General features: G+C 63.6%; 17 protein-coding genes. 11 read left to right on the plus strand and 6 right to left on the minus strand.

From position 1 onward, the window contains the following. Positions 1–178 precede the first annotated feature (178 nt). Positions 179–2,803 (plus strand): ATP-dependent chaperone ClpB, encoded by a 2,625-nt coding sequence (clpB, locus tag OA2633_RS12460; protein WP_009802920.1) that lies wholly within the window; start codon positions 179–181, stop codon positions 2,801–2,803. A 73-nt stretch (positions 2,804–2,876) separates the two neighbouring features. Here the strand turns inward: clpB and OA2633_RS12465 are convergent, their stop codons facing one another. Beyond that, positions 2,877–3,869 carry an aldo/keto reductase gene (locus tag OA2633_RS12465; RefSeq protein WP_040612701.1) on the minus strand — a complete coding sequence of 331 codons (993 nt, stop codon included), beginning with the start codon at positions 3,867–3,869 and terminating at the stop codon, positions 2,877–2,879. Positions 3,870–3,931: 62 nt separating this feature from the next. Here OA2633_RS12465 and OA2633_RS15555 point away from each other — a divergent pair, with 62 nt between their 5' ends. Beyond that, positions 3,932–4,555: a TetR/AcrR family transcriptional regulator gene (locus tag OA2633_RS15555; RefSeq protein ID WP_009802922.1), complete on the plus strand. Its 624-nt coding sequence runs from the start codon at positions 3,932–3,934 to the stop codon at positions 4,553–4,555. Here OA2633_RS15555 and OA2633_RS12475 read toward each other — a convergent pair. Further along, positions 4,552–4,989 carry a glyoxalase superfamily protein gene (locus tag OA2633_RS12475; RefSeq protein ID WP_009802923.1) on the minus strand — a complete coding sequence of 146 codons (438 nt, stop codon included), beginning with the start codon at positions 4,987–4,989 and terminating at the stop codon, positions 4,552–4,554. The two genes, OA2633_RS15555 and OA2633_RS12475, sit on opposite strands and share 4 nt — an antisense overlap. A gap of 280 nt (positions 4,990–5,269) precedes the next feature. Between OA2633_RS12475 and OA2633_RS12480 the strand changes: the two genes are divergently transcribed. Further along, positions 5,270–6,097, plus strand: coding sequence for a dienelactone hydrolase family protein (locus tag OA2633_RS12480; protein WP_009802924.1), 828 nt, complete (start codon positions 5,270–5,272; stop codon positions 6,095–6,097). Positions 6,098–6,112: 15 nt separating this feature from the next. Here the strand turns inward: OA2633_RS12480 and OA2633_RS12485 are convergent, their stop codons facing one another. Beyond that, positions 6,113–7,609: a M23 family metallopeptidase gene (locus tag OA2633_RS12485; RefSeq protein ID WP_009802925.1), complete on the minus strand. Its 1,497-nt coding sequence runs from the start codon at positions 7,607–7,609 to the stop codon at positions 6,113–6,115. Between the two features lie 228 nt (positions 7,610–7,837). On the opposite strand from OA2633_RS12485, the gene OA2633_RS12490 reads away from it, so the two are divergent. From OA2633_RS12490 to OA2633_RS12520, 7 genes are all read left to right on the plus strand, one after another. Next, on the plus strand, positions 7,838–8,077 hold the full coding sequence (locus OA2633_RS12490; protein ID WP_009802926.1) for a hypothetical protein: 240 nt from the start codon (positions 7,838–7,840) through the stop codon (positions 8,075–8,077). A gap of 57 nt (positions 8,078–8,134) precedes the next feature. After that, a complete protein-coding gene (locus OA2633_RS12495; protein ID WP_009802927.1) occupies positions 8,135–8,812 on the plus strand; it encodes a histidine phosphotransferase family protein in 678 nt (225 codons plus the stop codon). A gap of 102 nt (positions 8,813–8,914) precedes the next feature. Further along, positions 8,915–11,701: a chemotaxis protein CheA gene (locus OA2633_RS12500; protein WP_009802928.1), complete on the plus strand. Its 2,787-nt coding sequence runs from the start codon at positions 8,915–8,917 to the stop codon at positions 11,699–11,701. 12 nt (positions 11,702–11,713) lie between these two features. Next, positions 11,714–12,163, plus strand: a complete 450-nt coding sequence (locus OA2633_RS12505; RefSeq protein WP_009802929.1) for a chemotaxis protein CheW — start codon at positions 11,714–11,716, stop codon at positions 12,161–12,163. A 15-nt stretch (positions 12,164–12,178) separates the two neighbouring features. Further along, a complete protein-coding gene (locus OA2633_RS12510; protein WP_009802930.1) occupies positions 12,179–12,544 on the plus strand; it encodes a PleD family two-component system response regulator in 366 nt (121 codons plus the stop codon). 14 nt (positions 12,545–12,558) lie between these two features. Then, positions 12,559–13,635: a chemotaxis response regulator protein-glutamate methylesterase gene (locus OA2633_RS12515; protein ID WP_040612703.1), complete on the plus strand. Its 1,077-nt coding sequence runs from the start codon at positions 12,559–12,561 to the stop codon at positions 13,633–13,635. Further along, a complete protein-coding gene (locus OA2633_RS12520; RefSeq protein WP_009802932.1) occupies positions 13,632–14,462 on the plus strand; it encodes a protein-glutamate O-methyltransferase CheR in 831 nt (276 codons plus the stop codon). The genes OA2633_RS12515 and OA2633_RS12520 overlap by 4 nt, the downstream gene beginning before the upstream one ends. Before the next feature lie 6 nt (positions 14,463–14,468). On the opposite strand, the gene OA2633_RS12525 is transcribed toward OA2633_RS12520, so the two are convergent. The 3 genes from OA2633_RS12525 to OA2633_RS12535 form a co-directional block, all read right to left on the minus strand. Then, on the minus strand, positions 14,469–15,137 hold the full coding sequence (locus OA2633_RS12525) for a hypothetical protein (RefSeq protein ID WP_156776247.1): 669 nt from the start codon (positions 15,135–15,137) through the stop codon (positions 14,469–14,471). A gap of 123 nt (positions 15,138–15,260) precedes the next feature. After that, positions 15,261–15,680: a flagellar export protein FliJ gene (fliJ, locus tag OA2633_RS12530; protein WP_009802934.1), complete on the minus strand. Its 420-nt coding sequence runs from the start codon at positions 15,678–15,680 to the stop codon at positions 15,261–15,263. Between the two features lie 9 nt (positions 15,681–15,689). Next, positions 15,690–17,000, minus strand: coding sequence for a FliI/YscN family ATPase (locus OA2633_RS12535; RefSeq protein WP_009802935.1), 1,311 nt, complete (start codon positions 16,998–17,000; stop codon positions 15,690–15,692). A gap of 353 nt (positions 17,001–17,353) precedes the next feature. Between OA2633_RS12535 and OA2633_RS12540 the strand changes: the two genes are divergently transcribed. After that, positions 17,354–18,799 (plus strand): KamA family radical SAM protein, encoded by a 1,446-nt coding sequence (locus tag OA2633_RS12540; RefSeq protein WP_009802936.1) that lies wholly within the window; start codon positions 17,354–17,356, stop codon positions 18,797–18,799. Positions 18,800–18,946 lie beyond the last annotated feature (147 nt).

Consider the following 18,946-nt stretch of genomic DNA (forward strand, 5'->3'; position numbering starts at 1 on the left):
GCGCCGCCTTTTTTGTTCGGCCTCACCCTTCTCCCTGCGACCGTTCGTCTTTTCCGCGCACAGCCTCTTGTGTGCCGGATATGCAACACCTACTTCGAACTCTGACAGGGCGGTATGGGGATGCTTCCAAGAAGGTCGCCGACCCCGCCTGTCTCGCTGAACCTCAGGAGACATGATTATGGACTTTGAAAAATTCACCGACCGGGCCCGAACCGTGCTGCAAGGCGCGCAGGGCCTGGCGCTCAAGAACAAGAACCAGCACTTTTCGCCCGAGCACCTTCTGAAGGCGCTCCTGGATGACGACCAGAAGCTGACGGTCAATCTGATCAAGGCGGCGGGCGGTCGTCCCGACGTGGCTGCTGACCTGACCGAGCGGGCTCTGACCGCGCTTCCGAAAGTGGAGAGCGCGACAGGCCAGCTGTATCTGGCGCCGAAGACCGCCGAGGTCTTCACCACCGCCGAGGAAGCCGCCAAGAAGGCGGGCGATGAGTACATCACCGCCGAGCGCATCCTGCAGGGCCTGACCCTGGTGAAGGGCCAGAAGGCCGAGGAAATCCTCAAGCAGGCGGGCGTGACGCCTCAGGCGCTCAACACCGCCGTCAATGATCTGCGCCAGGGGCGCACCGCGGACAGCCAGTCCGCCGAAGACAGCTATGAAGCGCTGAAGAAATACGCCCGCGACCTCACCGAGGTGGCGCGGGAAGGCAAGCTTGATCCGGTGATCGGCCGGGACGAGGAGATCCGCCGTGCGGTTCAGGTGCTCTCGCGCCGGACCAAGAACAATCCGGTGCTGATTGGTGAGCCGGGCGTGGGCAAGACCGCGATCGCCGAGGGTCTGGCGCTGCGCATCGTCAATGGCGATGTGCCTGAAAGCCTCAAAGGCAAACGCCTCCTCGCGCTCGATATGGGCTCCCTCATCGCCGGCGCGAAGTATCGCGGCGAGTTCGAGGAGCGCCTGAAATCGGTGCTGAACGAAGTCGAAGCGGCTGGCGGCAACATCATCCTCTTCATCGACGAGATGCACACGCTGGTCGGCGCGGGCAAGACCGATGGCGCGATGGATGCGTCCAATCTGCTCAAGCCGGCTCTGGCGCGCGGTGAGCTGCACTGCGTCGGTGCGACGACGCTCGATGAGTATCGCAAGCACGTGGAGAAGGACGCCGCCCTGGCGCGGCGTTTCCAGCCGGTCTTCGTGGAAGAACCGACGGTGGAAGACACCATCTCCATCCTTCGCGGTCTGAAGGAGAAATACGAAGTGCACCACGGGGTGCGCATCGCGGACGGCGCCATCGTGGCGGCGGCGACCCTGTCGAACCGTTACATCACCGACCGCTTCCTGCCCGACAAGGCGATCGACCTGATGGACGAGGCGTCGGCCCGCTTGCGCATGCAGGTGGATTCCAAGCCCGAAGAGCTTGATGAGCTCGACCGCCGGATCATCCAGCTGAAGATTGAGGCTGAAGCGCTCAAGAAAGAGGGTGACGAGGCGTCCAAGAAGCGTCTTGAGACCTTGAACAAGGAATTGTCAGAGCTGGAAGGCCGGTCCGCCGAGCTGACCGCAGCCTGGCGCGCGGAGAAGGACAAGCTGGCCTCCTCGACCGAACTCAAGGAGCGGCTGGATCGCCTGCGCGCCGAACTCGCCGATGCGGAACGCCGCGGGGATCTCGGCAAGGCGTCCGAGCTCAAGTATGGTCAGATCCCTCAGATCGAGAAGCAGCTGAAAGAGGCTGAAGACGCCGCTGACGGCGCCGCGAATGACTCTTCCGCCCTCGTCAAAGAGGTCGTGGACGAAGAGCAGATCGCGGCTGTGGTCAGCCGCTGGACCGGCGTGCCGGTCGACAAGATGCTCGAAGGCGAGCGCGAGAAGCTTCTGGCTATGGAAGAGGGTCTGCGCAAGCGGGTCGTCGGCCAGGAAGAGGCGCTGGAAGCGGTCTCTGACGCCGTGCGCCGTTCGCGCGCGGGCCTGAAAGACCCCAGCCGTCCCATCGGCTCCTTCCTGTTCCTCGGCCCGACGGGCGTGGGCAAGACCGAGCTGACGAAGGCCTTGGCGGAGTTCCTGTTTGACGACGAAACCGCGGTCACCCGCATGGACATGTCCGAATACATGGAGAAACACTCCGTCGCCCGCCTCATCGGCGCGCCTCCGGGCTATGTCGGCTATGAAGAGGGCGGGGCGCTGACCGAAAGCGTGCGGCGTCGGCCCTATCAGGTCGTGCTGTTCGACGAGGTCGAGAAAGCGCACCCGGACGTCTTCAACGTGCTCTTGCAGGTGCTCGATGATGGCCGCCTGACCGATGGTCAGGGCCGCACGGTCGACTTCCGCAACACCATCCTGATCATGACCTCGAACCTTGGGTCCGAGTTCCTGCTGGCCGGTGATGTGGAGGCCGCGCGCGATCAGGTCATGGATGTGGTGCGGTCTTCGTTCCGGCCCGAATTCCTCAACCGGATCGACGAGATCATCCTGTTCCGTCGTCTAGAGGAGCAGCATATGGGCGCCATTGTCGACATCCAGCTCAAGCGGCTTGAGAAGCTCCTGGCGGATCGCCGGATGACGCTGGAGCTCGATGAGAGCGCGCGTCAGTGGCTCGCGACCAAGGGGTATGACCCCGCCTATGGCGCGCGTCCTCTGAAGCGCGTGATCCAGAAAGAGCTGCAGGACCCGCTGGCGCGGCTGATCCTGGAGGGTAGCCTGCAGGACGGTGAAACGCTGAAGGTCTCGACCGAAGGCGGCGCGCTGACGGTGAACGGCAAGGCCGTGAGCCGCAACGCTCAGCCGCCCAAGGCCGCGGTCATCCAGTAAGTCTTCTGCCCGGAGGGCGGGGCTTGTGTGAAACGGGGCGGAGCCAGCGGCTCCGCCCCGTTTTGCGTGTGGACTAGCGCGACAGGACGGCCATGCCGCCCTCGGCATAGCGCGTGCCTTTGACCGCGTCGGGCGGCGTCGCCGCTTCCAGCGCCTGGATGTCGGCCGCGCTCAGCTCGATCTCGAGCGCCCTGGCGTTCTCTTCCAGCCGCTCGATCTTGCGCGTGCCCGGAATGGGCAGGACGCCGTCTTTTGACAAGAGCCAGGCGAGCGCCAGCTGGGCTGGAGTGACGCCGCGGTCTGACGCCATCTGCGCGATGAGGTCCGCCAGCGCCACATTGGCGGCGAGATTGTCGCCCTGAAAGCGCGGGAAGTAGGCCATCTTGCGCAGATCGCCGTCCTCAAGATCATCCGGGCTGCGGAAGGCCCCGGCCAGAAGACCACGCCCCAGCGGGGAATAGGCCACAAAGGCCGCGCCAATCTCACGGCAGGCCTCAAGCGTGCCGTTTGTTTCAGGGTCGCGGGTGGTCAGCGAGTATTCCGATTGCAGGGCGCTGACCGGAAAGACGGCATGGGCGCGTCTGAGCGTGCTGGCGCTCACTTCACTCAGGCCCGCCGCCCGGATCTTGCCGGCCTTGGCGAGATCGGCGAGGGCGCCCATGGAGTCCTCGATCGGGGTCACGCCATCCAGGCGGTGCAGATAGTACAGGTCGATCACCTCCACGCCGAGACGTTTGAGCGAAGCGTCGCAGGCCGCCTTGATATAGTCCGGCGAGGTGTCGATGGAGCGGGCGGCAGGCTCGTTGTTGCGAATGATGCCGCATTTGGTGGCGAGGGTGACGGCGTCCCGGCGGGTTTTCAGAAACTGCCCGACGAGTTCTTCATTGCGCCCCTCGCCATACATGTCAGCGGTGTCGAACAGCGTCACGCCCAGCTCCACCGCGCCCGCCATCACTTTCAAGGATTGGGCGTCATCAGACGAACCGTAGAATTCGCTCATTCCCATACAGCCCAGTCCGAGCCTTGCGACAGGTGTCGACAAGCCGGTGAGAGTCAGAGTTTTCATGGTAGACCTCAATAGAAGAAAAGCATGGTACGGTACCGTACCGTTTACAATGGGTCTTCAGGATGACCGCTTCAAGTCCGGAACTGGAAAAAACCGGTCCGTCGTCGAGGGACGAGGTAACGGCGCGCCTTCTGGACGCGGCTGAAGCGCTTTTTGTGGCGCAGGGCGTGAACGGCGTGAGCATGGAGGCGGTGGCCAAGGCCGCGCGCGCCTCAAAGCGCACGCTCTACGCCCGCTTTCCCTCCAAGGCGGATCTGGTCGGCGCTGTCGCGGCGCGTCTCTATGAAGGATTAAGGACGCGTCTGTCCGAGCTTCCTGATGATCTCGATCTGACAGCATTTCTGGAAGGCTTCGCATCCGGCGTGCTTGATGCGTTGTCTGAGGAGAAGATGAAGGGCTTTCTGCGTCTCGTCATCAGTGAGGCGGTGGTGCAGCCCGAGTTCGCCCGTGCGGTGCTGGAGGCGGGCAAGCTGCCCGCCACCCAGGTGCTGGTCACGCGTCTGGAAGCGGAAAAGGCACGCGGCGTTCTGAGCCCGGACATGGATTCTGCGCTCGCCGCCCGCCAGTTCATGGGGCTCGTGAAAGAGCCCGTCTTCTGGCCGGTCATGCTGGGCGCAGAGCCCTTGCCGCAGGCTGCCGTGATCGACAATGCAATCACGCTTTTTGTGAAGGCGTACGCGCGCTAGACCGCCCGCAATCTTACGTGAGGCTGGCCGTCGGACGTCCGGTCTGGCGACACGCCATCACGGTCAAGCGTTACGCTGACGCGTTTTCTGAACGCCGAGAAGCTGTCGAACCGCACCACATCCACCGGCTCGTCAAAGTCGAAGCTGACCTGATAGAGCGCGCCGTTTGCGAGGCGTTTGACCGACACGATTTCGCCGGTGAAGGACTGGCCGAGATAGGCGCCTGAACGCTGGTCGCCCACGCGATAGGGTTCGCTCGGGCGATTGCCTGCGCGGGCGTGGAGCGTGTTCCAGTCCCGAAAGCCGTATTGCTTCGCCAGAAGCTCAAGGGATTCAGAATGGGTGATGAAATCGCCGTCATCCACCAGCGCCGCGCGCAGGCGTTTGGCCTGAGCTTTCAGCTCAGCGATATCGGGCAGGGTTTGGGTCGTCATGGTGTGCGCCTTTCATGAAGGCGGCCTGAATACCGGCGGGGCCCGCATTGCCGCCGCGCCGCCTGAAAGCTGCACGACTGACACAAGATCAAAGGGAAGACTTCACCAGGGATCGAAATCCTGCGGACGGCGAGCGCTTCCAGCTCAGGGCGCTGCAAATACGCTTGGCTGACCGCGGGGTCAAGCTGAAGCTCGTCCTTGGCGGAAAATGAGGACTGTCTGACTGACGCAAATGCAGTCATGCTGGTCGCAGCGGGACCCTGACCTTGAGGGACACTGGATGGCGCAGTTTGAATTCGAGAGCCGACAGGCGCTCTACTCCGATATCCTGGCGCAGGATGACCGTACGCCCTTCGCCACGGTGTTTGACTGGGAAGCCCAGGGCATGGCGCATCCTGTCCTGGTGAAAGGAGAGGGGCCGGGCATCATCCTGATGCATGAGCTGCCCGGCTTCGTGCCGGAGTTCTGGAGGCTCGCGAACTGGATCGTGGCCGCCGGGTTCAGGGTCTACGCCCCCGCGCTTTATGACGCCGCCGGCACGCCGCATGAAGAGCTGGTGGAGATCCACGGCAAGGTGGGCGGCATGGCGCGCGCCTGCGTCAGCCGGGAAATTCGTCTCTTCGCCAAATCAGGCGGCTCACCCATTTCAGACTGGCTGCGCACTCTGGCGCGTGAGGTGCACGAAGAGTGCGGCGGGCCGGGCGTGGGCGCCGTCGGGCTTTGTCTCACCGGCAATTTCGCCTGGTCGGTGGCGGTGGAGCCGAGCGTCATTGCAGCGGTCGCGGGCGAGCCCGCCCTGCCGTTCAATGCGGCGGGTTCGATCCATCTTGATCCGGACGAGGCGGAGGCTCTGTCACAGCGCGAGAATCTGGAAGTGATGGCCTTGCGTTTTGACGGGGACCCGTCATGCAAGGCGGCGCGGTTCGCCGCGCTTGAGGATTTGCTGGGTGACCGCCTCGAGACGCGGGTCCTGCCTGACGCGGCCAAGAACCCTCAGGGCAATCCCTTTCCCCATGCCGTTTTGACCAAGGATCTGATCGCCGAAGACGGCCAGCCCACGCTGGAAGCCGCGCGGGACGTTCTGGCCTTTCTCAGCTATCGCTTGTAACGCAGCGCCTGACGCTTACGCGTCACCGGCATTGTCCGCGGTCAGGATGGCGCCGCCATCCTCGCGGACGTCCAGCGCCGGCGGAGCATTGTCGCGGATCTGGAGCAATTCATCGCGCGCGCGGGTGAAATCATCCAGCTCATCGGCTTCCAGTCGGCGACCGGTCGGAAGATCCAGGCTCATCGGATTGGTCGGATTGCCGTTCAGGTGCACTTCGTAATGAAGGTGCGGGCCGGTGGAGCGACCGGTGGTGCCCACATAGGCGATGATCTGGCCTTGCTGGACCCGCGTGCCGGCGCGCACGCCGCTGGCGAAGCCCTGAAGGTGCGCATAGGCGGTCTGATAACCGTTGGCGTGGCGGATACGGACATAATTGCCGAAGGAGCCAAAGCGGTTGGCGCGCTCGACAATGCCTGCGCCGGCGGCCATCACCGGCGTGCCGCGCGGCGCGGCGAAATCGGTGCCGTTATGAGGCCGGTTGCGATTGAGGACCGGGTGGAAGCGCATGCCGAAGGACGAGGAGATGCGGGCGCCGTTGATCGGCATGCGCATCAGGAGGCGCTGGGCGCTTTCGCCTTCGCCGGTGTAATAGCCGACTTCGCCGTCATCCATTTCATAGCGGAAGTATTCCAGCGGATCGCCGCGACCGTCGAACACCACATAGAGGATGTCGCCCGTGCGCACGGTTTCGCCACGGCTGTTCACGAAACGCTCGAACACCACATCGAACGGGTCGCCCGGCTGGACGGTGCGGAAGTCGACGGCGAAGCCCAGGATATTGGCCAGTTCGAAGACGACGCGGTCGGTCGCACCCAGCTCGATGGCGGACAGATAGAGGCTGGAGCTGACCTCGCCGCGCACGCGCACGACTTCGCGGCGCAGGCTGGCGGTGGCTTCACGGGCGTGGAACTGGCCCTGGCCGTCCCGTGACACGGTCAGCGTGCGTTCCTGGTCGGGACGAAAGGAGAAGCCCGCAAGCCGCGTGGTGGAGACGGATCCTTCTTCGGTGTTGAAGGCATGCTGGATCTCATAGGGCGCAGGCGTTTCAAAATAGAGCGTCAGATCCTGCCCGGCGCGCAGAAGGCGCGCGGCGTAAAGCGGATCAAGCGCATTGATCGCGCGGGCGGCGTCAACGCGGTCCGCGCCGGCATCCGACAAAACGCTGGCGAAGGTCTGGCCGCGGCGCACGGTCACGTCCACGCTGTGCACGGCCGGGCGCTTGTTCGGATTGGTGAACAGGGCATGCTCGGTCAACACCGAAGACTGGGGCGCCGCGTCAAGCGCTTCGAGCGGGGAGACGGCGGCATCATCAGCATCTGCGGACTCCGCAGACATTTCGGTCGCGTCATCATCCGCCATCTCGGTCTGGGCTTGCGCCATCAGACGCGGATCGCTCTGGTCGCGACTGATCAGGAACCCGACCGTCAGCAACAGGGCGGCCCCGACTGCGATAAAGAAGACTAAAGAGCGTGAACGCCGGGCGTCGGCCAAGTGCACATCAAATCCGGACATGTACGCAGATTATCCCTCATTGCTCCCCACCAGCGGGGGAATGCTAGCGCGCCTGAAACGCATCTGGAAGTGCCGTTTGCTGCAATCTTCGTTCCAGTCCGGCAGGGCGCCCGTCGTAAATCCGGGCTAAGGGTTACCCATATATTTCGATTTAGGGCGCATCGCTTAACAGGATGCAAATATGCTGCGCGGTTTGATGTGGAGCCCGTATCAGGGAAGGGATTGTCCATGAAGGGTATTTTTGTGGCCATCGTGGTGATGGGCGCGCTGCTGGCGGCTTCGGTCTGGGTGTCCGTGTCTGTCTGGACCAGCATGGATGGCGGCGAGATCGCCTTTTCCATGAGCTGGCACGGTTGGCTGGCGCTCTTTCTGGGAGTCGTGTTCACGACGGCGCTGGGCATCGGCCTGATGATGCTGGTGTTTCATTCCAGCCGCAGCGGACATGACGATCTCGATGACGATGTGTGAGTTTCACGCAGGCCGTTAACCCTTTTCCAGTCGAGAATCGCATTAAGCATACTGATCATGAGCACAGAGACCGCCCCCACCGCCGCCGAACTCGCAGCCCTGCTGTCCTCCCGCGTCTGTCACGACATTGCGGGACCGACCAGCGCAATGGGCGCGGCCCTGTCCGTTCTGGACGATGAAAGCGCCCTGGACATGCGCGATGACGCCATCGCCCTGCTGCGGACCGGCGCCAAGCAGATCCGGGCCAAGCTGGAATATGCGCGCGTCTGTTTCGGCGCCGCCGGCTCACGGGGAGGCGAGGTCAGCCTGTCCGAGATCAAGTCCCTGGCCGAGCCTATGTTCGAGGATTCCCGTCCTGATCTGGTCTGGCCTTCGGATGGCGGCGCCATCAGCAAGACGGCGGCCCGTGTGCTCTTGAATCTGATCTGGATCGGCGTGGACAGCCTGCCGCGCGGCGGCGAGGTCATCATTGAGGCCAGCGCCAGCTCCGATGGCGGCGCGCGCTTGCGGGTGGCGGCCAAGGGCATGCGTTTGCGTCTGGACGAAGCGTATCAGAAAGCCATTCGCGGCGAGCGTCCCGAGGATGGTTACGATGGCCGTTCCGTGCAGCCCTATTATGCCGGGCTGATTGCACGCGAAAGTGGTGGTCGGGCGGAAGCCCGGCTGGACGGAGACCGGGTCGAACTGGCCGCTCTCATTGGTCCGGAAGGCAGCCAGATCAAGGCTGCTGAATAATCCCTTACATCTTTTGACGGAATGCGCAGGTTCCCAACCTTGCGTTAACTCTGCCCGTGACAGTGTTGGTGACAAAGCCGCTTTGTAACACCGGGGCTGACCATGGATGAATTGATCGGCGAGTTCCTCGCAGAGACGTCGGAGAGCCTCGACGTCATTGACGTTGAGCTTGTAAAGTTTGAGGCGGATCCGACGGATCGTGCGACGCTGGATAATATTTTCCGGCTGCTTCACACCATCAAGGGGACGTGCGGATTTCTCGGCCTGGAACGGCTGGAAGCGATTGCTCACGCAGGTGAGACGCTTCTGGGCAAGTTCCGGGACGGCGACATGGTTGCGGACTCCAACGCCGTGACCGTGGTTCTCAAATCCCTGGATCGGATCAAGGAGATCACCAATGGTCTCGAGCAGACAGGCGTCGAGCCTGAAGGCGAGGACCGCGATCTGATCGATCGTCTGGAATCCCTGTCCATGGGCAAGGGCGATCCTGAAGCCGGCGCGCCTGCCGCTGCCGCGCCCGAACCTGAAATCATTCCCGAACCCGAGCCGGAGCCCGAACCCGAGCCCGAAATTGTCGCCGAAGCCGATGAAGGGCCCTCCGGTTATGATGCGGATCTCGGCCGCGAGCTTCGCCCCGGCGAGGTCTCCCTGGCGGATCTCGAGGCGGCCTTCCTCGCCACTCCGGGGCCCGAGTTCGAGACCGATGCCGAAACCGACGCCGGTCATGATCACGATCACGACCTCGAGGCCGATGACGACGCAGAGGAAGACCTGGTTCAGGCGGCTGCGCCTGTGAAATCAGAACCGTCAGCGCCAGCTCCGGCGGCTGCGAGCGCGGCGCCCAAGGCAGCCAAGGCGCCGGCCAATGATGATGGCGGTCAGCAGCAATCCCATCGCTCCCAGGCGACCATCCGCGTGAATGTGGATACGCTCGAGAACCTCATGACGACGGTTTCCGAGCTCGTTCTGGCCCGCAACCAGCTGCACCAGATCGTTCGCGATTCCGACGATTCCGCTCTGAAGACCCCGCTGCAGCGCCTGTCCTCGGTGACCGCCGAGCTGCAGGACGGCGTCATGAAGACCCGCATGCAGCCGGTCGGCGACGCCTGGCGCAAGCTGCCGCGCATCGTGCGCGACGTCAGCCAGGAGCTGGGCAAGAAGATCCGCCTCGTCCAGGAAGGCGAAGACACCGAGCTGGACCGGCAGGTGCTCGAGCTGATCCGTGATCCGCTCACCCACATGATCCGCAACTCCTGCGACCATGGCCTGGAGACGCCCGATGAGCGCGTCGCCGCCGGCAAGAGTGAAATGGGCACGGTGAAGCTGTCCGCCTATCACGAAGGCGGCGCCATCATCATGAAGATCATCGATGATGGTCGCGGGCTGAACGCCGAAAAGATTCGCGCCAAGGTGATCGAGAAGGGTCTCGCGACCGAGGCCGAACTCGAGAACATGAGCGAAGCGCAGATCCAGCGCTATATCTTCGCGCCGGGCTTCTCGACGGCGGCGGCGGTCACCAACCTGTCCGGCCGCGGCGTCGGCATGGACGTGGTGCGCACCAATATCGAACAGATTGGCGGGTCCATCGAACTGTTCTCCGAGCAGGGCAAGGGCACCACCTTCACCATCAAGATCCCGCTGACCCTGGCGATCGTCTCCGCCCTCATCGTGAAATCGGGCGAGGAGCGCTTCGCGGCGCCGCAACTGTCGGTGCGAGAGCTGGTCCGGGTGGGCGCGGGCTCCTCGATCGCGGTCGAGACGCTGAATGGCGCGAACATGATCCGCCTGCGCGACCGTCTTCTGCCGGTCATTGCGCTGACCGAAGTGCTGAACACCGCGCCGCCGACCTCTGCAGACGAAATGACCGGTTATGTCATCGTGCTCGAGGCGGCCGGCCGAAAGATCGGCCTTGTGGTGGATGACGTGCTCGACACCGAGGAGATCGTGGTCAAGCCGCTCTCGGGTCCGCTGCGCAGCATCAATGTGTTCTCCGGCGCGACCATTCTGGGCGACGGCTCGGTGATCATGATCCTCGACCCGAATGGGCTGGCGCAGGAAACCTCCTCCGCCGAGGACGAAGAGAAGAGCGATGCGGCCGCCGAGGACGCGTCCGAGGCGCATGGCGCCAATGGCCGCCAGCGCCTGCTGCTGGTCCGCGCCGGCGGGGAGGAGCCCAAGGCGGTTCCGGTCAGCCTCATCACGCGTCTGGAAGACTTCGAAGCGAACACCATCGAACAGACCGATGGACGTTATGTGGTTCAGTATCGCGGACGCCTGCTGCCTCTGGCGCATGCGGGCGGCATGGATCACTTCCCCACCGAGGGACGTCAGCCGGTTCTGGTCTTCGCCGAGGATGGCCGCTCCGCGGGCGTCGCGGTGGACGAGATCCTCGACGTGGTGGAAGAGCGCCTCGATCTGGAAATGGGATCGGATCGCCCGGGCGTGATCGGTTCGGCCATCATCAAGGGCAAGGCGACCGAAGTGCTCGATATCGCCTGGCACATGCAACGCGCCTGGAATGGCGCGCCGCAGCGCAAGGGCAAGTCCGGCACGGGCCGCAATGCGGTGCTGCTGGTTGAGGCCGACGCCTTCTCCCGGCGCATGCTGGCTCCGCTGCTGGCGGCGGCGGGCTATGACGTCACCGTGGCGGGCGGGCTTCACGAAGCGCGTGACGCGGCGACCATGGGCGCGGAATACGACGTGCTGGTCGGGGATCCGGCTGCACTCGCGCGTCTTCAGGAAGAAGGTGTTTACACCAATGTGCCTAGACTGGGCGTCGGTGAGCACGATTACACCCAGTCGACCGAGGGCTTTGTCGCCATCATGCCGGCCGGGGATCGTGGCGGCCTGATCGCGGCGCTGGACCAAGCCGCGCGCAGCGCGGCCTAGAGGAGAGCAGGCATGTCTGTTGAAGATAGCTTCGAATACGTCACGGTTCGCATTGGCGACCAGCTGTTCGGCGTCGAAGTTAAACAGATCCGGGAAGTCTTCTCGCCGCAGGACGTGACGTCTGTCCCGCGTGCGCCGGGAGAAATCGCGGGCCTGTTGAACCTGCGCGGCCGCATCGTGACGGCGGTTGATGCACGCCACCGTCTGGGGCTGCCGCCCCGCGACCCGGACGCCGCTGTCATGGCCCTGGGACTAGAAGAAGGTACGGAGCTGTTCGGGGTCCTGGTCGACCAGGTGGGCGAAGTCATGCGCCTGAAATCCGATACGCTTGAACCCACCCCGGCCCATCTGGATCCGAAATGGCGCGCTCTGCTCAAGGGCGTTCACCGTCTGGAAAAGGATTTGTTGGCGGTTTTGGACATCCGAGCCCTGATCGCCTGGCAAGGCGGACTTGCGGCTTAATCTTGGAGCATGGCTATGAAGACCTGCCTTGTTGTGGATGACAGCCGGGTTATCCGGAAAGTCGCCCGTAAAATCGTTGAAGATCTGGGCTTTGCCTGTGAAGAGGCCGCCGACGGCCAGCAGGCGCTGGATTACTGCAAGAAGAACATGCCCGAGGCGGTGCTTCTGGACTGGAACATGCCGGTCATGAACGGCCTGGATTTCCTGATCAAGCTGCGCGAAGAGCCCGACGGGAAGAAGCCTGTCGTCGTGTTCTGCACGACCGAGAATGACATGGCCCATATCACCCAGGCGCTGCGCGCGGGTGCGGATGAGTATGTCATGAAGCCGTTTGACGGTGACATCATCGAGAGCAAATTCGCCGAAACCGGCCTGGTCTAGATCGGAAGAACCAAGTGAGCGTATCTGCTTCCCCTGCGGGCCGATCCGGGCTGCCCAGCGTCTTGATCATCGACGACAGCGCCGTGGTGCGCGGTCTGGTGTCGCGCTGGATCGAGGCGGATTCCCGCCTGCAGGTTGCAGCGACCTGTTCAGATGGCGAAGTCGGCGTGCGCAAGGCGGCCGAACTGCAGCCTGACATCGTGGTGCTCGACATCGAGATGCCGCGCATGGACGGGCTGACGGCCCTGCCGCAAATTCTCAAGGCCTGCCCCAAGGCCAAGGTGGTGATGGCGTCCACGCTGACCCTGAAGGGCGGCGAGATCACCATGCGCGCCCTGTCGCTGGGCGCGGCCGACTATGCGCCCAAGCCCGAGGCGGGCCGCGTGGCGGGAGCGGAAGCCTATCGCAAGGAATTGCTCGACAAGCTGGTGGCGCTGAGCCCGCGCCCGGCCGGGATGGCGCCGCGTCCGATCTCGGTCAAACCCGCAACGCCGCGCCCCGTGGCGCCGGCGCGCCGGCCCAGCCTGATCGCGATCGGCTCGTCCACGGGCGGACCGCAGGCCTTGCGCGACGTCATCGGCGCGCTGCCGCGCGACACCAATGTGCCCATCGTCATCACCCAGCACATGCCCAAGCTGTTCACCGCCATTCTGGCCGAGCACCTGAGCAAGCTGGGCATGCCGGCTGCGGAAGCCAAGGAAGGCGAACCGCTGCGTCCGGGCCGCATCTATCTGGCGCCGGGTGATTTCCACATGACCCTGCGTTCGAACAACGGGGTGATCACGACCCATCTGGATCAGTCCCCGCCTGTGAATTTCTGCCGTCCGGCCGTGGATCCGCTGTTCAACAGTTGCGCCAAGGTCGCCGGCAATGGCGTGCTCGCCGTCGTGTTGACCGGCATGGGTCATGACGGCCGCGATGGCGCCCGCACTGTTCGTGAGGCCGGCGGCCAGGTCATCGCCCAGGATCAGGCGTCCAGCGTGGTCTGGGGCATGCCGGGCGCGGTTGCCGAAGCCGGACTCGCAGACCAAATCTTGAGCCTAAAAGACATTGGGCCGGAACTGACCCGGCGCCTGAAAGGACCGCTATGAGCGCTCTTCCTTCAAACAAGTTCGACTTTCTCTGTCAGGATGTTCGCAAGCGTTCAGGCCTGGTGCTCGGCCAGGAGAAGGCGTACCTGATCGACAGTCGGCTGGGCCCGCTCGCCCGCAAGGAAGGGTTTGCCTCCGTTGAGGCCCTGATCGACGCCATGATCCGCGGCGACCAGCGCATCTGCGTGGCCGCCAGCGAGGCGCTCGCCACGCATGAAACCTTCTTCTTCCGCGACAAGACGCCGTTTGACCTGTTCGAGAACGTGATTGCGCCGGCGCTCAAGACCGCGCGCATGGGGCGTCAGCTGAAAATCTGGTGTGCGGCGGCCTCGTCCGGACAGGAGCCCTATTCCCTGGGCATGTTGCTGGATGAGATCCCCGGCCTGAGCGCTGATATTCTGGCCACGGACATGAGCGCGTCAGTGCTGGAGAAAGCCAAGGCGGGCATCTACACCCAGTTCGAGGTGCAGCGCGGCCTGCCGATCCAGCGCCTGGTGAAGCATTTCGATCAGGTCGGCGATTCCTGGCGGATCAAACCCCAGCTGCGTCAGAAAGTGCGCTTCGAACAGGCCAACCTGCTCGATGACTTTGCGCGCTTCGGCAAGATGGACGTCATCTTCTGCCGCAATGTGCTGATCTATTTCGACATCCAGACCAAGGCCAAGGTGCTCGACCGTCTGGCGGCGCAACTGGCCGATGACGGCTTCCTGCTGCTGGGCGCGGCGGAAACGGTGGTCGGTCTGACCGACAGCCTGCGTCCGATCAGCGGGCATCGGGGTCTGTACGCAAAACCCGCCATGGCGGCGAAACTGGCCTCGGCGGCCTGATCCTCGCTACCAGCGCGCGTGCAGGCCGACGCCGAGGAAGTGTTCGTCTTCCTCCCAGTCCTCGCGTCCAAGATGAAACTCACGCTTTTCCCGCACATAGCCGAAGCTGGCGTGTGCGCGGTCGGAGAGCTTGACGGCGACGCCCACATGGGTGTCGCCGATCACGGTTTCGGACGAGAAGGGGGCGACCGTGAACTCGCGCAGACTGCCCGGCGAAACGGCATAGCTCTCGCGGCCCGCGCCACCCACAATCCACCATTGCGGATCTGAGACGCCGGTCTCCGGATTGACGCGCACCTGCACGCCAAGCGCCGAGGCGGACCAGCCATCGCCGGATTCTGATTGCGCGCGCGGCGAGATGGCGAAGCCTTCCATGGCGATGTGAGGAGAGGCGATCCGCTCGTCCGGCCTGGAGTTCTCGAGGTCAACCGTGTGGGACATGACTGCGTTGGCCACACGTCGCGACGCTTCGGAGATTCTCAGGTCGCGATAGAATTCCGGATTGCGCAATTGAGCGGGATTGACCCGGGGTGTGGGCAGGGCGTGACCGGTTAGCGACGGATCAAGGTCATGGACTGGCGCGTCAGAGGCGGCGCCCGGTACGAAGGCTGCAAACAGGCCGCCGCTCGCAATCATCGCGGCCAGCCCCAGCTCCAGTATGCGTCGTCCCCTCATATCCCCCCCAGGATCCGTCACGTCTGAAGGGGATTAATACTGTGTAAAGGATTGGGATCAAGCCAAAACTCTCCTCTCAGGCGTGGTTGCGCCTGACGAGGGTTGAGAGCCGGGGCGGTCCTGTTACTGGGCGCGTCGACGCATCTGGCCGGCGATCTCGTCCATCTGGGCCTGCTCGGCGGCCTTAAGCGCATCCTGGATGCGGGTCAGGCGACGCTCTTCAAGCAGCTCGTATTTCTTGAGATCGGCAAACGCCGTTTCCAGACGGCCGCGAAGCTCGTCGGCCTGCGCATCCACCTCGCCCAGAGACGTGCGCAGCTTGTCCTTGCGCTGGATCACCGAGCGGGCATAGCTGCCATAGGCGAGGTAGCCGTCACGGTTTTCCTCTGCGATCGCCTGCTCTTCAGGAACGCTTTCCTCGAGCCGGTCGATCTGGTCGTTGATCGAGGCGCGGGCGCGCTCGATCTCGGCCATCTGCTTTTGCAGTTCCTCAACCTTGAACCGGGCCAGCCGGATCAGCGGTGCGTGTGAACGTGTCGCCATGTCTTATCCCTATCCATCACCCAAAATCCCGGCCAGGTGTGCGAAACTCTCTCCAATGGATGAGGTCTCGTCTTTTCCCTGTCCCAGGAATGCTTCAAGCGGTTCATTGACCGCGATCGCCCGGTCCACCTCCGGGTTCGACCCGCTGGAATAGGCTCCCAGTCGGATCAGCTCCTCCATGTCCGCATAGGCGGCGAGGAGTTTTCGAGCTTCACGCGCGAGCGGCGCCTCTTCGGGCGCATAGACTTCGGGCGCGGAGCGAGAAATCGATTTGAGAACGTCGATCGCGGGGAAACGCCCGCGCTCGGCGATCGAACGGCTCATCACGATATGGCCGTCCAGAATACCGCGGACGGCGTCCGCAATGGGTTCGTTATGGTCATCACCGTCCACCAGCACGGTGAACAGGCCCGTGATGGTGCCCGTGCCCTGCGGTCCGGGGCCGGCGCGCTCGAGCAAGCCTGGCAGTTCAGCAAAGACCGAAGGCGTATAGCCGCGCGTGGTCGGCGGCTCGCCCGCGGCGAGGCCGATTTCGCGCTGGGCGAGGGCGAAGCGAGTGATGGAATCCATCAGGCACAGGACATTCAGGCCCTGATCGCGGAAGTATTCCGCCGTCGCCATGGTGGTGTAACAGGCCCGGCGCCGCGCCAGGGCGGGGGCGTCCGAGGTTTCGGTGATCACGACAGAGCGGGCGCGACCTTCAGGGCCCAGCACGTCCTCGACAAATTCGCGGGCTTCGCGGCCCCGTTCGCCGATCAGGCCAATGACGATGACGTCCGCTTCAGAGCCGCGCGCCAGCATGGACAGCAGTACCGACTTGCCCACGCCCGAGCCGGCGAAGACGCCCAGGCGCTGGCCCAGCCGCATCGGGGTGAAGACATTCATGGCGCGCACGCCCAGATCGAGGCGTTCGCCCAGACGCTGGCGGCTATGGGCGCCCGGCGGGCGGCCTTTGAGGGCGTATTCCACATCGCCCTCGGGCAGGAAGCCCAGAGAATCCTGTGGGCGGCAGAAGCTGTCCATCACCCGACCCAGCCAGGCCTTGTGCGGACGGATGGCGTCGCCGCGCGGATCGAGCGTGGCGATCGCGCCGGGGCGGACGCCGGTCAGATCGTCATAGGCCATCATCAGGGCGGTCTCGCCCCGAAAGCCGACGACTTCGAAACTGGCTTTGACAGGACCGTCAAGATGAGCGCGCGCGCCGAGGGTCAGCGCCATCGCCGGCCCCTCCGCCTCGACCAACAGGCCGTTGACCGCTGATACGCGGCCTTTGAACGTTCGGGTCTCCAGATTGGAGATCCGGTCGATCAGGCTATCCACCGCTCTTCTCGCGTTGTTGCACAGGGCTTTTCCCCGCTTGGAACCCTTGTTTAACCCAAACGCGGTTTCAGCCGCGTAAACGTCGCTGCACGAACTTGCTTTGTGACGCGCGCAATAAACTTCCGTAAGCCGGTTTTCTTTTGAGTGCGAATGGCTATGTTCCCTTTCGGCTCGAAGGGCTGCAGCCGCCTGACAGCGTGCTCACGCGCCCGTATCCGAGCCTTTGCGCCAGCAAGGGGTGGTCTTCGAACGAAGGTCCAAGGCGCGTCGAGGGACTGAAATCCGGTGCCTCACCTAGTTTCACATCGCTGGCGCAAGCGCCGCCGCCGAGTATTCGACGACGAGGGAGCCTTATGTCGCTCAACGCCAAGACTGTGCGCATCGCAGGATCGCGCCCGAAGAAAAAAGCCATTTCGCGTCAAAACAAAGATAATCTCTACGGCCAGATCGAAGAGAGCAAATTCAACCGCTATGTCGTTCACGACCTGCCGCGGTATCGCAAATATCTCGATGAGGGCGGGGCGGAGGTTTATTCCGCCGAGGAACTGGATGAGCTGGAAGCGGCGGGGATTTCAAACCGTTTGCCGCCGCGGGCGACGGGCTATTACCTTGATCTCGCCAAGCGCTCGACGGCGGTGAAGAACCTGATCAAGGCGCGCCCTGAAGAGATGGAAGACCTCTCGGGCGAGGCCGATCCGTCCAACCAGCTCAAATACAGCCCCATTCCGGGCCTCTTGCACAAATACGAGCTGTGCCTTGTGTATGTGGTGCGCACCTGTTCGAGCTGGTGCCGGTATTGCTACCGGTCGGACTTCCTGACCGGCAAGACCGGCAAGGACACCGCCTCGATCCACGAGGTGAAGGACTATATCGAGACCCATAACGCCAAGGTCGAGCGCGGCGAGATCACCCACAAGCCCAAGGTGCGCGAGGTCCTGTTATCGGGCGGCGACCCGATGGTGCTGTCGAACCGCAATCTGTTTGACTATCTCAATGGCCTTGCGGAAGCGGGCGTTGAGGTGATCCGCATCGGCACCAAGGAGATGGCGTTCTATCCCGAGCGCTTTGACGACAATTTCTTCCGCATGCTCGATCTCTTCCACGAGGTGCACCCTCAGGTGCTGGTGGCCTTCATGGTCCACTTCACCCACCCCGATGAGTTCCTGCGTCTGGATGTGAACGGCGATTATGTGCGTGATGAGCGCGGTCGCCCGCTGCGCAACCCGCTCGTGGAACAGGCGGCGACCCGACTGCGGGCGCGCCCCTTCGTGACGCTGGAGAACCAGACGCCCATCATTGACGGCGTGAATGACGATGCAGACGCCCTGCGCCTGATGCAGCAGGAGCTCAAGCGCATGGGTGTGAACAATCACTATTTCTTCCAGTGTCGCGAGATCGAGGGCTTCCGCGCCTTCGCCGTGCCGGTCGAGAAAGCCTGGAAGCTGCACGCCGAAAGCCAGCATGGGTTGTCAGGGATCGAGCGCTCGCGCTTCGCCCTGTCCACCGAGGCGGGCAAGATGGAGATGGTCTCGGTCATCGACGGGGATGAGCGTTTGCGTTCGCTGGGCGGCGAGCTGGGGGAGGCGCTGGCGGACGGTCTGGTCGTTTTCCGCCTGCACCGCACGCCGCATTCGGACCGGCAGAGCGACATCGTGATCGCGCGCCGCAATCCCGAGGCTTTGTGGATCAGCGGCTATGAGGATCGCATCCTCTATGATGGCCGGGTGCAGAGCCAGGACGACAAATGGGCGCCGGTTCTGGCGGCGCTGGCGCCGGCGCTGATGCAGGCCGCGGAATAGCTCTGTGGCGTTGAAAACGAGGCCCTGAAAACCGCTGAGATTTTCGGAGTTTTCCACGGATTTGAGAAGCCCTCGCCGGTCTGTCGGCGGGGGCTTTTTACGATTCGTGAATTTTTTCCAGCACAATCAAGTTCATGATTAATATGA

The organism is Oceanicaulis sp. HTCC2633 (assembly GCF_000152745.1).
Lineage (GTDB): Bacteria > Pseudomonadota > Alphaproteobacteria > Caulobacterales > Maricaulaceae > Oceanicaulis.

What these genes read in the sequence shown, in the direction of transcription:
- OA2633_RS15555 (WP_009802922.1), top strand. Translation starts at nt 3,932, where the DNA reads ATGACCGCTTCAAGTCCGGAACTGGAAAAAACCGGTCCGTCGTCGAGG.
- clpB (WP_009802920.1), top strand. Translation starts at nt 179, where the DNA reads ATGGACTTTGAAAAATTCACCGACCGGGCCCGAACCGTGCTGCAAGGC.
- OA2633_RS12480 (WP_009802924.1), top strand. Translation starts at nt 5,270, where the DNA reads ATGGCGCAGTTTGAATTCGAGAGCCGACAGGCGCTCTACTCCGATATC.
- OA2633_RS12490 (WP_009802926.1), top strand. Translation starts at nt 7,838, where the DNA reads ATGAAGGGTATTTTTGTGGCCATCGTGGTGATGGGCGCGCTGCTGGCG.
- OA2633_RS12465 (WP_040612701.1), bottom strand. Translation starts at nt 3,869, where the DNA reads ATGAAAACTCTGACTCTCACCGGCTTGTCGACACCTGTCGCAAGGCTC.
- fliJ (WP_009802934.1), bottom strand. Translation starts at nt 15,680, where the DNA reads ATGGCGACACGTTCACACGCACCGCTGATCCGGCTGGCCCGGTTCAAG.
- OA2633_RS12540 (WP_009802936.1), top strand. Translation starts at nt 17,354, where the DNA reads ATGTCGCTCAACGCCAAGACTGTGCGCATCGCAGGATCGCGCCCGAAG.
- OA2633_RS12510 (WP_009802930.1), top strand. Translation starts at nt 12,179, where the DNA reads ATGAAGACCTGCCTTGTTGTGGATGACAGCCGGGTTATCCGGAAAGTC.
- OA2633_RS12495 (WP_009802927.1), top strand. Translation starts at nt 8,135, where the DNA reads ATGAGCACAGAGACCGCCCCCACCGCCGCCGAACTCGCAGCCCTGCTG.
- OA2633_RS12505 (WP_009802929.1), top strand. Translation starts at nt 11,714, where the DNA reads ATGTCTGTTGAAGATAGCTTCGAATACGTCACGGTTCGCATTGGCGAC.
- OA2633_RS12475 (WP_009802923.1), bottom strand. Translation starts at nt 4,989, where the DNA reads ATGACGACCCAAACCCTGCCCGATATCGCTGAGCTGAAAGCTCAGGCC.
- OA2633_RS12525 (WP_156776247.1), bottom strand. Translation starts at nt 15,137, where the DNA reads ATGAGGGGACGACGCATACTGGAGCTGGGGCTGGCCGCGATGATTGCG.
- OA2633_RS12485 (WP_009802925.1), bottom strand. Translation starts at nt 7,609, where the DNA reads ATGTCCGGATTTGATGTGCACTTGGCCGACGCCCGGCGTTCACGCTCT.
- OA2633_RS12500 (WP_009802928.1), top strand. Translation starts at nt 8,915, where the DNA reads ATGGATGAATTGATCGGCGAGTTCCTCGCAGAGACGTCGGAGAGCCTC.
- OA2633_RS12520 (WP_009802932.1), top strand. Translation starts at nt 13,632, where the DNA reads ATGAGCGCTCTTCCTTCAAACAAGTTCGACTTTCTCTGTCAGGATGTT.